The organism is Belliella baltica DSM 15883 (assembly GCF_000265405.1).
In the GTDB taxonomy this organism is placed as follows: domain Bacteria; phylum Bacteroidota; class Bacteroidia; order Cytophagales; family Cyclobacteriaceae; genus Belliella; species Belliella baltica.
Genome location: NC_018010.1, coordinates 3,810,115 through 3,822,842, shown reverse-complemented (window position 1 = coordinate 3,822,842; position 12,728 = coordinate 3,810,115). Strand labels below are relative to the sequence as shown.

10 protein-coding genes and 1 riboswitch are annotated in these 12,728 nt (G+C 37.1%); of the genes, 9 read left to right on the top strand and 1 reads right to left on the bottom strand.

Annotated features, from left to right (window positions below):
- Positions 1–29 precede the first annotated feature (29 nt).
- From BELBA_RS17320 to BELBA_RS17290, 7 genes are all read left to right on the top strand, one after another.
- Entirely contained in the window at positions 30–1,334 is a 1,305-nt protein-coding gene (locus tag BELBA_RS17320; protein WP_014773973.1) for a hypothetical protein, read from the top strand.
- 134 nt (positions 1,335–1,468) lie between these two features.
- Positions 1,469–1,571: riboswitch (SAM riboswitch) on the top strand.
- 72 nt (positions 1,572–1,643) lie between these two features.
- Positions 1,644–2,687 (top strand): homocysteine S-methyltransferase family protein, encoded by a 1,044-nt coding sequence (locus BELBA_RS17315; protein WP_014773972.1) that lies wholly within the window; start codon positions 1,644–1,646, stop codon positions 2,685–2,687.
- Positions 2,680–5,376, top strand: a complete 2,697-nt coding sequence (gene metH / locus BELBA_RS17310) for a methionine synthase (protein ID WP_014773971.1) — start codon at positions 2,680–2,682, stop codon at positions 5,374–5,376. Before BELBA_RS17315 ends, metH begins: the two co-directional genes overlap by 8 nt.
- A 2-nt stretch (positions 5,377–5,378) precedes the next feature.
- A complete protein-coding gene (gene metF, locus BELBA_RS17305) occupies positions 5,379–6,332 on the top strand; it encodes a methylenetetrahydrofolate reductase [NAD(P)H] (protein WP_014773970.1) in 954 nt (317 codons plus the stop codon).
- 97 nt (positions 6,333–6,429) lie between these two features.
- Positions 6,430–7,278 (top strand): hydroxymethylglutaryl-CoA lyase, encoded by an 849-nt coding sequence (locus BELBA_RS17300; protein WP_041779430.1) that lies wholly within the window; start codon positions 6,430–6,432, stop codon positions 7,276–7,278.
- An 83-nt stretch (positions 7,279–7,361) separates the two neighbouring features.
- A complete protein-coding gene (locus BELBA_RS17295; RefSeq protein ID WP_014773968.1) occupies positions 7,362–7,916 on the top strand; it encodes a PepSY-associated TM helix domain-containing protein in 555 nt (184 codons plus the stop codon).
- A 180-nt stretch (positions 7,917–8,096) separates the two neighbouring features.
- The gene (locus tag BELBA_RS17290; RefSeq protein ID WP_014773967.1) at positions 8,097–9,758 is read left to right on the top strand and encodes a Na/Pi cotransporter family protein; all 1,662 of its coding nucleotides are present in this window, start codon (positions 8,097–8,099) and stop codon (positions 9,756–9,758) included.
- A 278-nt stretch (positions 9,759–10,036) separates the two neighbouring features.
- On the opposite strand, the gene BELBA_RS17285 is transcribed toward BELBA_RS17290, so the two are convergent.
- Positions 10,037–10,864, bottom strand: a complete 828-nt coding sequence (locus tag BELBA_RS17285; RefSeq protein WP_014773966.1) for a universal stress protein — start codon at positions 10,862–10,864, stop codon at positions 10,037–10,039.
- Positions 10,865–11,010: 146 nt separating this feature from the next.
- Between BELBA_RS17285 and BELBA_RS17280 the strand changes: the two genes are divergently transcribed.
- Positions 11,011–11,769, top strand: coding sequence for an SDR family NAD(P)-dependent oxidoreductase (locus BELBA_RS17280; RefSeq protein ID WP_014773965.1), 759 nt, complete (start codon positions 11,011–11,013; stop codon positions 11,767–11,769).
- Between the two features lie 111 nt (positions 11,770–11,880).
- Positions 11,881–12,534: a Crp/Fnr family transcriptional regulator gene (locus tag BELBA_RS17275; protein WP_014773964.1), complete on the top strand. Its 654-nt coding sequence runs from the start codon at positions 11,881–11,883 to the stop codon at positions 12,532–12,534.
- The last annotated feature ends 194 nt before the right edge of the window (positions 12,535–12,728 follow it).

Genomic DNA, 12,728 nt, shown 5'->3' with positions numbered 1-12,728 from the left:
CAATTAATTTTACAGCTCAAAACTTATTTATGAGAATTTCCATTCTTCTATTTCTTGTTTTCTTTTGTACTTTATCTTTTGCTCAAAGTAATAAAGGAAATAGATCTACAATCTATGCTACTTACGGCAGAACAGGTGCCAATATGCGCTTATTCAACGAGATGTTAGCAAATAAAGGATTGACTCCCATGAGAAATGGATATTCAAATTTGGGTTTAGGGTACCAAACCAGATACAATGATTTTATTTTGGGTTTCGAATTGTATCAAAACGCAGGAATGAAGTCAACTTTTAATGGTTATGATTTGGACTACAGAACTACTCGGGCATTGTTAAATGTAGGCTATTCTTTGACAGAGGAAGGTAGTTTTCAATTCATTCATTATATGTCTGTAGGATCAGGATTTTTAAATTTTCAAATGCTAAAAGAAAATCCTGCTGAAACTGTCAATCAATTTTTGCAAAACCCTGCTCATGGTTTTGTCTTAAGAGACGGGAATATTCATAAGGGCAGTCGATATTTTACAGGTTTATTAACTGAAATTGGATTTCAGGCGTCATTAGACGTAGAGATCCCAGGCCGCGAAGAGGTGCTTGAGATTATGACAAAATTCGGTTATGCTTTTAGCCCCTTTGAAAACTCATGGGAGCTGAATGGAATTCAATTTGATAATGCGCAAAGTGGTGCATTTATTAGAGCAGGTGTTGGGATTTCTCTACCTGATCATAATTTCTTTTATAAAGATGCCTCTTTAGGAATTCACTTGATCAGTGGCCTTCATTTTACAAGTCCAGATCAATTCAATACAATTCTTGAACAAAATGGACTTGAGCCTTTTGAAGAAAAGCCTAATAATTGGGGAGTTAAAATTTTGGGAGAAAGTAAAGGCATACTTTATGGAGCTGATATTTATAACGTTTCATTACAAGGTGGTGCAAATGGATTTTCATCACAGACTTTAAATAGTGTAAGACTTTACGGGAATTTTGGAAGAAAATTTTTCGAAAGAAAAAATCTTGAGTTGGGAGGTGTAGCGGGTATTGGGTATGCTAATTTGAGATATTCATTGATTAACAATTCCAAACCAGATTTTCCTTTGCTTTTTGAAGAGCCAGATTTTGATGGTTATTTAAGAAAATCTGGAATGATGGCCAAGCCTGAAATCTATATCATGTATGCTGTTCCTTTTAGTTCTGAAAGAGGAATTAATTTAGTCTTTGGTATTCAGGGAGGTTATGAAGCTCCTCTGAGCAGGTTTAGATTATTAGATACTCCCATGTATAAATACATGGCAAACCCATATTTACATTTTTCTGTTGGTATCAGACCTTAATTTATTAGAGATATTCTTCCAATTTTATTATTGATAGTACCGTTTTTTATTCAATTCATTATTGAATTATACTTTTTGACAAACAATTTTTGAAAATATGAATATAATTAAATTATAGAACTTACCTTTGAGATTGCTTATCGAGAAAGACCGAGGGAAGGGCCCTGCGACGTCTTAGCAACCTGAATCAACAAGGTGCTAACTCCCATTCTGAAGTAGAACAGAAATAGATGAGCGGTAGATTAGATTAACAGTCTTTTTTCTTCCGGTTCTTGCTCGAATAAGTTTTTTGAAAAGATATAGAGCAAAATGAATAGAACCAAGCTACTTCTCACCCAATCAAAGAAAAGGATCTTAATTCTGGATGGAGCCATGGGCACCATGATTCAGCGATATAAGCTGACAGAGGAAGATTTTAGAACTCCTGAGCTAAAAGATTACCCTAAGCCGCTCAAAGGAAATAATGACTTACTTTCACTTAGCAGACCTGATATAATCAAAGCTATTCATGCTGCATATTTGGAGGTTGGAGCTGATATTATTGAGACTAATACATTTAGCGGAACTACGATAGCGCAGGCAGATTATGGCTTAGAACGACTTGCTTATCAAATTAATTTCCAATCAGCAAAAATCGCAAAGGAAGTTGCTTTAGAATATTCTCAAAAAACACCAGATAAACCCAGATTCGTAGCTGGAGCAGTAGGCCCTACCAATAGAACAGCATCTATTTCGCCGGATGTTAATGATCCTGGTTACAGAGCTGTTTCTTTTGATGATCTAGCCTTAGCCTATAAGGAACAGGTAGAAGGCTTATTGGACGGAGGTTCAGACATCATCTTGGTCGAAACCATATTTGATACACTCAATGCCAAAGCAGCGATTTATGCCATTCAAGAAGTATTCGAAGAGAGAGGTTTACCAATAGATCCACTAGAAGGTGGTATTCCTGTGATGATTTCAGGAACCATTACAGATGCATCAGGGAGAACACTTTCAGGACAGACTACAGAAGCATTTTTGATTTCTGTTTCGCATATCCCACTTTTTAGTATAGGTCTTAATTGTGCTTTGGGGGCAAAAGAGCTCCGTCCATATTTAAAAGTACTCTCAGAAAACGCTCCTTTCAATATCAGTGCCTATCCAAATGCTGGTTTACCGAATGAGTTTGGTCAATATGATCAGGATTCAGAAGAAATGTCAATTCAAGTAGAGGAGTTTCTTAAGGATGGATTGATTAATATTTTGGGAGGCTGTTGTGGAACCACACCTGATCATATTGCAGCTTTAGCCAAAACAGCTGCCAAATACAGCCCAAGAAAATTAGAATTTGTAAACGAATCAGATGACTAAGATAAAAAATAAAGGTGTGATGAAGCTTTCGGGATTGGAGCCTTTGATTTTCACTCCCGAAATCAATTTCGTCAATATCGGTGAACGAACCAATGTAACTGGATCAAAGAAATTTGCTCGATTGATTTTAAATGGGCAATACGATGAAGCTTTGGAAGTAGCACTTGACCAGGTTCGAGGAGGAGCACAAATACTGGATGTGTGCATGGACGAAGGGATGCTTGACGGTGTAGCTGCGATGCAAAGATTTCTTAATTTGATAGCGTCAGAACCAGAAATCAGCCGTATTCCGATTATGATTGATAGTAGTCGGTGGGAGATTATATTGGCTGGACTGAAGTGTATTCAAGGCAAAGGAATTGTAAATTCGATCAGTCTAAAAAACGGTGAGCAAGAATTTATTCAGCAAGCCAAAACTATCAAAAAATTTGGTGCTGCTGTTGTCGTCATGGCCTTTGATGAAGATGGACAAGCGGATACTTATCAGCGAAGAATCGATATTTGTAAGCGCAGTTATGACATCCTAGTTGATGTAGTCAAATTCAACCCTGAGGATATTATTTTTGACCCGAATATTTTTCCTGTGGCTACAGGGATGGACGAACATAGAAAAAATGCTATCGACTTTTTTCATGCCACCCAATGGATCAAGCAAAATCTCCCAGGGGCTAAAGTCAGTGGAGGTGTGAGCAATGTGAGCTTTTCTTTCAGAGGGAATAATCCTGTGAGAGAAGCCATGCATGCTTCTTTTCTATATCACGCGATTCGTCATGGAATGGACATGGGCATTGTCAATCCTACAATGTTGGAGATTTATGATGATATACCAAAAGATCTATTGGAAAAGGTGGAGGATGTACTTTTTGATAGAAATGACGAGGCTACAGAAACATTATTGAATTTTGCCGAAACGGTAAAAGCTACTGACAAAAAGGAGGTGGCTACAGAAGCTTGGAGGGAAGAAGCTGTTGCCAAAAGGATAGAACATGCCTTGGTAAAAGGAATCATAGATCACATTATCGATGATACTGAAGCAGCTCGAATTGAGTTGAAAAATCCACTCAAGGTGATTGAAGGTCCTTTAATGGATGGGATGAATGTAGTAGGAGATCTTTTTGGTGAGGGGAAAATGTTCCTTCCTCAAGTAGTAAAGTCTGCCAGAGTGATGAAAAAAGCAGTGGCTTACTTGGAGCCCTTTATGCCTCAAATAGGTGATTCAGATTATAGCGAAGAGCAAAGCAGCATTAAGAAAATCCTTCTGGCAACCGTAAAAGGGGATGTTCATGATATCGGAAAAAATATTGTAGGAGTTGTGCTTGCCTGCAATAGTTATCAAATCATTGATTTGGGTGTGATGGTAGATGCACAAAAAATCATTGATGAAGCGAATCGAAATAAAGTTGACATTATTGGTCTGAGTGGTTTGATTACACCGTCTTTGGATGAAATGGTAAATGTAGCGTCTGAAATGGAAAAGCAAGGTTTGAAAATCCCTCTCCTCATTGGAGGCGCGACGACATCAAGAATACATACTGCTGTAAAAATAGATCCAGTTTACTCAGGAACGGTTATCCATGTGACAGATGCCTCAAAATCAGTTCCAATTGCAGGAGAATCTATTTCCGAAGAAACTAGAAAAGCTTATCACAAGCAAATTAAGGAAACTTACAGGCAACTTAGAGTTGAACATGAAGCAAAGCAGCAGGTCAAGCAAATGGCTACATACGAGGAAGCTAAATCAAATCCCGTTTTTATCGATTGGGATCATTATGAGCCTGTAGTACCAGCTAAACTTGGCACAACGATATTGGAGAGTTTAGATCTTAATATTTTGAGAAAATATATAGATTGGACCCCCTTTTTTAGTACTTGGATGCTATCTGGAAAATACCCGAAGATACTTCAAGATGAAGTGGTAGGGCAAGAAGCTCAACGTCTATTCAATGAAGCAAATGAAATGCTGGATAAGATTATTGAAGAAAAATGGCTGCAAGCAAAAGCTGTAGTGGGTTTATTTCCAGTGGAGCGATCTGAAGATGATTTGGTGTTGCCTCATCAAGGTTTTAGTTTCCACTTTTTGAGACAGCAAGGAAAGAAAGGTAAGGGTGTTCCAAATCGTTCTTTGGTAGACTATATCCATCCAGAAAAAACAGATTACCTTGGTGGCTTTGCTGTGACAGCGGGATGGGGGATAGAAGCAAAACTAAAAGAATTTCAAGCAACCGGAGACGACTACAATGATATTATGCTCAAAGCTTTGGCTGATAGATTAGCAGAGGCAGGGGCAGAGTACTTACATGAATTGGTGAGAAAGGATATTTGGGGATATGCAAAAGAAGAGAGGTTGGATAATGATGATTTGATCAAAGAATCTTATACAGGAATCCGTCCGGCTCCTGGCTATCCTGCATGTCCTGAACACTCTGAGAAAAGAACATTATTTGAATTGCTTGAGGTAGAGAAGAATATTGGAATTACACTTACAGACAGCTATGCCATGTATCCAACTTCATCAGTTAGTGGTTTTTATTTTGGTCATCCAGAGAGTAAATATTTTGGTCTTGGTAAAATCGCTGAGGATCAAGTCAAGGATTATGCAAGAAGAAAAGGCGTCAGTCTAGCGCAAGCAGAAAAATGGCTTTCACCTAATTTAGCTTACACTCCATCATTTAATATTCAAGAGTCATAAATATGAAAATTACAGATTATATAGCAGAAGCAGAGAAGACACTTTTTTCATTTGAAATTCTTCCTCCCTTGAAGGGGCAAAGTCTCAAAGACTTATGTGAGGGAATTGAGCCTTTGATGGAGTTCAATCCCCCTTTTGTAGATGTTACTTATCATAGAGAAGAGTTCATTTACAAAAAACATCCAAATGGCCTTCTCGAAAAAGTGAGTACCAAAAAGCGACCAGGAACTGTAGGGATTTGTGCTGCAATTATGAATAGATTCCAAGTGGCAGCTGTTCCTCATTTGCTTTGTGGGGGATTTACAAAAGAAGAAACAGAAAATGCGCTGATTGATTTGAATTTTATTGGTGTTCAAAATGTCTTGGCACTCAGAGGTGATGCGCCTAAAAGTGAGAATAAATTTGTTCCTGAGCCAGATGGACATACTTATACCAAAGATTTGGTGGCACAAATTGTAGGGATGAATCATGGAAGATATTTGCATGAAGAAACTGAGACAGGTTTTCAGACAGACTTTTGTGTGGGAGTTGCTGGTTATCCTGAAAAGCATTTTGAGGCTCCAAGTTTGAAATTTGATCTGAAGCATTTAAAAGAGAAAGTGGATGCTGGAGCTGAGTACATTGTTACACAAATGTTTTTTGATAACGAGAAATATTTTGATTTTGTTAAAAAAGTCAGAGACATTGGAATTACAGTTCCTATCATTCCAGGTTTGAAGCCGATCACCACTTTGGGTCAGATTTCAATGCTACCTAGAACCTTCTTCTTAGATCTTCCTGATGCCTTGATGGATGAATTAGAAAAGTGTAAATCTAATGCAGATGTAAAGCAAGTAGGGATAGAGTGGGCCATTCAGCAGAGTAAGGAACTGATTGCAGCTGGAACACCCTGTTTACATTATTATACCATGAGTAAAGCAGGCGCAACATATAAAATAGCTAAAGAAGTATTTTAGGAATCTTTGAGTAGTCTTATTCTTACTTAGATGATTTTTCATTTGCTTTTTACTTAAAAAACTTGTGTCTACAAGTCCGCAAGTCTATCTTCAAGGCATGATTAAACTGATAGAGTGTCCGCGGGACGCCATGCAAGGACTCCCGCAATTTATAGATACAGCCATAAAAGCCGCATATATCAATCAATTGCTTCAAGTTGGGTTCGATACCATAGATTTTGGGAGTTTTGTAAGCCCAAAGGCGATTCCACAGATGAGAGATACGGCAGAGTTGTTGGATCTTTTAGATCTTTTTGATAGTAAGTCAAAGTTACTTGCAATAGTGGCAAATAGCCGAGGTGCAGAAGACGCATTACAATTTCAAGAAATAGATTATCTTGGATTTCCACTGTCAGTTTCTGAAACTTTTCAGCAAAGAAATACCAATAAATCCATCAAAGAAGCTTTACATGCAGTAGAAGAAATTCAAAATCTTGCAGAAATAAAAGGCAAGACTTTGGTTACATATCTTAGCATGGGTTTTGGAAATCCTTATGGAGATCCATATTCACCAGAGATGATTGCTGATTTTGTGAGGCAGCTATATGAGCTGGGAATCAAGATTATTTCTTTTGCAGATACTGTGGGAACTGCCAATCCAGAATTGATTGAAAAGCTCTTTGAAATGAATATTCAGGCTTATCCAAGTATTGAATTTGGTGCTCATTTGCATTCAAGATCAGAAGACTTGGAACCCAAGGTCAAAGCTGCTATGAAAGCAGGTTGTAGAAGATTTGATGGCGCTTTGAAAGGGTATGGAGGTTGCCCAATGGCAAAGGATGATCTAGTGGGAAATGTGGCTACAGAATCCTTGATCAAAATTATGGAAAAATGTGGTCATGAAACTAAGCTTAATATGATGGAATTCAATGAAGCAATGAAAATGGCTAATGTGGTTTTCGCTTAATTAAGCCTAGCTTTTCACCGTTGATATGATTCTCTTTTGAAAAAGCACACTATTGCTTTATTTTTCGAGGATCTTTTAAGTCTATGTCAAAAATCAATAAATTAGTCAATCAAACAAGAATCTCGAGGAGACTCCACAAATGGTTTGGAGTTCCTATTGCTATTTTTTTGATTTTGGTTTCTGTGACAGCGATTATGTTGGCTTGGAAAAAAGAGATGCGCTTGATTCCCGAAACGCAAAAGATTAGGGTGGAGTCGGGTTCAAATTGGATTCCAATAGAGCAAATTATTGCCTCAGCTAGAATTCATATGGAAGATAGTGTCAGAAAAAGCAATGAAATCGACAGGGTAGATATTCGTCCAGAAAAAGGAATCGCCAAAGTAGTTTTCAAGAGACATTTTACAGAAATTCAAGTAGATGGTTATTCAGGAGCAATTCTCTCAGTAAGTCAGCGTAATTCCGACCTAATCGAAAAAATCCACGATGGAAGTATACTAGATTTTATTTTTGGAAGAGATGGAGGTGTAAAGCATATTTATACTACCCTCACATCTGTTCTTTTGATACTTTTAAGTATAACAGGTCTTATTCTTTGGTATAATCCTAAGGCTATCAAGAAAGAGAAAAGTAAAAAATAATTTTCTAGATATAATGTACCTTTTCTTTTTAAATGGAACCTTGATGACCTGAATGGGAGGATAGGTACGGATCTTTATAAAAATCATTCAACATTTGTTTAATTAGCTTTAACAGTCTTCTATTCAAGCTTACATTTTTAGAGATTCTCCTTATCTTAGTTTTGCGCATCATTGATCACTATGGAACAAGAGGTTTTCGACTTTTGGAAGTTTTTGGCTGGCATTGGACTTTTCCTTTGGGGGATGAATCAGTTGGAAGGGTCTATCAAAGAATTGGCAGGAAAACCTTTTCGGAACCTACTTCAAAAATCCACTAATACTGCATGGAAGGGCATTTTAATCGGTGCTTTAATTACAGCAGTTTTGCAGAGTAGTTCATTGGTGACTTTAATGGTCTTGGCATTTTTAGGAGCAGGAGTGATTAATCTTAAGAATGCAATTGGAGTAATTCTAGGCGCTAATCTTGGCACCACAATGACCGCTTGGATAGTGGCAACTTTAGGATTTAAATTTAGTGTAGCTTCTTTTGCAATGCCTTTTTTAGGGATTGGAAGTCTGATGTTTATCTTTTTTTCAAGTCGTCCAATGCTAAAAAATCTTGGAGCATTTACAGTAGGTTTCGGACTTTTATTTTTGGGTCTTGATTTTATGAAATTAGCTATTGAGGCTGTGGCTGACCAGATAGATTTGAGTCAATTTGATAAATATGGACTTTGGGTTTACCTTCTTATTGGACTAGTAGTGACAGCCTTGATTCAGTCAAGTTCTGCTATGGTAGTGATTATTCTCTCAGCGATGAGTGCAGGAGTGATTGGTTTGGAAGAAGGAGCAGTCTTGATTATTGGAGCAAATATTGGTACAACTGTGACAGTTGGGATTGGGGCTTTGAATGGTCCTGCGGACAAAAAGCGGCTTGCGCTCGCACATTTTTTATTTAATTTAATAACAGGATTTTTAGTGTTCTTTTTTATAAGAACATTGATTGATGTTACCATGTCCTTATTTGCAATAAAAGACCCTTTGATGGAATTGGTGTTACTCAATACAGCAATGAATTTGATTGGAATACTTATCTTTTTTCCCTTCATCAATCAACTCGAAAAGTGGCTTAAACATCAGTTTGGAGAAGAAAAACAGACTGGTGTAGCTATTTATATTGGCAAGGTAAATCCTAATATCCCTGAGGCTGCAGTGGCAGCCATGGAGAAAGATATTCACTTGGCATTTGACCTTACGGCTGATTTTATTTTCAAAATTTGGGAAGGAGATACTTTGAAAGACAATAATTTCACTATTTGGAGGAAGCTCATTCAGCAACCTTATGATTTGCTTTCTCAATATTTAAGAATCAAAGCTTTAGAAGATGAACTTACAGCATATCATATCAAACTTCAAGAGGTAAATTTAGATCATACTTCTGCTCAAAAGTCCACTTCTCTGATGCTTGCATTGCGTACTATGGTTTACGCTTCAAAGGATATCAAGGATGTAATGCATAATATCAAAGAAATGCAAGATACAGATGATGATCAAGTTAAAGAACTCTTGGATTTTCTAAAAACATTCACTTACGAGCAACTCAATAAAATGAAAACCTATATTGACGCTAATAATCAAGTAGATAGGTCTGATTGGGTCGGAATGCATGATGTAGTCTATCAAAATACGCTTAATGAACTTTACCAAAATGCGAGAAAACATCAGCCTGAAATCCCAATTTCTACTTTAACCAATGTTATTAAGCAGGTGATTTCTAGTTTAGATAATCTTGGTAATTCCATTATTCATTGGAAGGAGATGGAAAAAATGGTGATTGATACCATGAAAGAAGAGCATGTTTAAGCTGCTTACTTGCTTAAGTTCCATAGCTACTGATTGGGTTGATTTACACAAAAAATGACTAGTAAGATTTGCAATTTGAGTTCCGTAGATTTTGAGAAGAAATTTCTATTCAAAAAAAAGTAAAACCTTCATTCTTTTCGTTTCCATTTTTTTGTGCTTTTACATTTTGATCGATACTTCATTTAAATTTTTTTACATGACAGTTCTATTTAAAAAAGCAGTAGCCTTTCGACTACTGCTTGAGGTTACATTTGGGTGATTTGCAACTTTTCAATTTTCTATTCAAATTTTACGCTTAGAACAGGGATATCCGACTTGAATAAAACTGTTTCAGTAGCACCAATCATATATGTATTTGCTGATTTTCGTTTATTGGATGCCATTGCGATAAAGCCTATATTATTTCGTGTAGCAAATTCTACAATACCGTTTTCGGCCTCGTGATGATTATATATATGTTTATGAATGATTAACTCTTCTTGTCCAATGGCATACTTTTGCATTTTATGTTCAGATTCTTTTGATGTTACAAACTTTTCAGGTGTATTGACAAAAAGAAAATGGACAGCGCACCTCAGCTGCTTGATCAATGGCTTCATTCTCGTAAAAGCTGGCTTAGACTCTTCGTTGAAAAGTGATGCGAAAGCCATTTTTCGAAGATCGTTTCCATTGAGTAATTTTTTGACAGCCAAAACAGGGCAATTGGAATTTCTCATTACTTTTTGGAGAGTAGAGCCAATAAATTTCCCTTCAATATGCCCCTTTCCATAAGCTCCAATGACAATCAGGTTAGCGGCATGTTTTTCCGATAGGCTAATAATTTCTTCATTTGGAATTCCCACATTGACCACTCCCTCTATAGGGATGCCTGGAGATTTATGTTCCAGAATAAAAGCTTTTAATTTATCTTTACTTTCAGCTTCAAGGTCTAGAATATCCTGATGTTTTGACTTTTCCTTATCTGTAAGAATAGTCCAATTTAAAGTTGATGCAACTACATTGACACAAGTGATACTACTATTTCCTTTAGAGGCAATTTTCATAGCGCTGAGGAAAGCATTCTCCGAGTAACTCGAGAAGTCTATGGGAACGATGATTCTTTTCATGGCTAGGGTTATTTTGTTTCAACAGGTCAAAATTCGCTAATTACATTTGTTTAAATCATGACATAAGTCAGTTAAAGTGCTGATTATATTCTGTTTAATTGGGGCTTTGATTTCCTAATTTTGATCAACAACAAAACAATAATAAGATGACATTAAAAGGAAAAACTGCAATAATCACCGGTGGAAGCGGAGGTATTGGATTGGCTACAGCCAAGACATTTTTAGATTTGGGTGCTGCTGCTGTATTCTTGGTAGATCTTCGAAAAGAAGATTTGAAAGAAGCGCAAAAAACATTGAATTCTGAATTGGTATATACTTATGCAGCGGATGTAAGTAATTCGAAAGAGGTGGAAGCTTATACAAAAAAGGCAATTGAGGTGATGGGAAAAATCGATGTTCTTTTTCTTAATGCAGGCATAGAGGGTGCTGTTAAGCCATTAACCGAATATCCAGAAGAGATGTTTGACAAAGTATTAGCAGTGAATGTTAAAGGTGTATGGCTAGGAATGAAGTATGCCTTTCCTTTGATGAAAAATGGGGGCTCGGTGATTATCACATCTTCTGTAGCAGGACTAAGAGGGACAGCGCAGATGATGGCTTACACTACAAGTAAGCATGCGACTATAGGAGCAATGAAAGTGGCTGCGCTGGAAGGTGCGCCTTTGAAAATAAGAGTGAATACTGTTCATCCCTCACCTGTGGACAATAGAATGATGCGCTCACTCGAGGAAGGTTTTGCCCCTGGAGCAGGAGCGGAAGTTAAGAAGGGATTTGAGCAGATGATTCCACTTGGAAGATACGCAGTCAATCAAGATATAGCTGATTTGGTCGCATTTCTCGCCTCTGATCAAAGTAAATTTATCACAGGTGCTACATATGTAATCGATGGAGGCTTTACAACTTGAGTGTGTGGTTGGTTTACTATTTGAATAAAGGGTTGGGTATTTTATCCAACCCTTTTTCCTTTTGTGATATTTATCACTATTTTGGATTCTCATTCAGCCTTTCTTTATCAGATGGAATTAGATTATCTCAAACAAAAATTACCTACTATCACCGATCCTAATTTACTTTATGCTATGTTGGAGCAAGGGACGGTTCATAAATTTGATTATGGCAAAGTGATCACAGAGCCTGGTCAATTTGTCAAAATGGTTCCAATAGTGCTTGAAGGGGCAATTAAAATCATGCGAATGGACGAGGATGGTAGAGAGCTTTTTCTATATTATTTAGAACCAGGGGAGACTTGTGCACTTTCCCTAACCTGCTGTACTACCTCCAAGCCTTCAGAAATCAAGGCCGTAGCTGAGGAAAATACAGTGATATTGGGTATTCCTATTCAACTTCATGAACAGTGGTCTGATAGATACAAGCAGTGGAAAGATTTTGTGGCTAATACTTATCAAAATAGATTCCAAGAAATGTTGGTGGCCTTAGATGCAGTTGCATTCAAGCGAATGGATGAGCGATTGATGCGCTACATTGTGACCAAGATGAAGCAGTATAAGTCAAATGAGCTTCATACTACCCATCAAGAAATCGCCAATGAACTGGGAACTTCCCGAGAAGTAATCTCAAGATTACTCAAGCAATTGGAAAAGAAAAAATGGATCGAATTGGGCAGAAATGTTATCTATATCCGAGATGATTTTGAGGAGTTGGTTGGGTAATGGGGGTACTGGCTCGTATAGGATTCAAAAGGGGTGGAGAGAAGCAAAGAATAATTTCCATTCATGTTAGGGGTAGATGAAATATTTCTTAGTAAGTTATTAGTCTTGCAGAGGATATTTAAATTGAAATGAATTTTATAAATTTGAGAATACCATTTGAACAACTTATTATATGTCTATTATAACAATATATC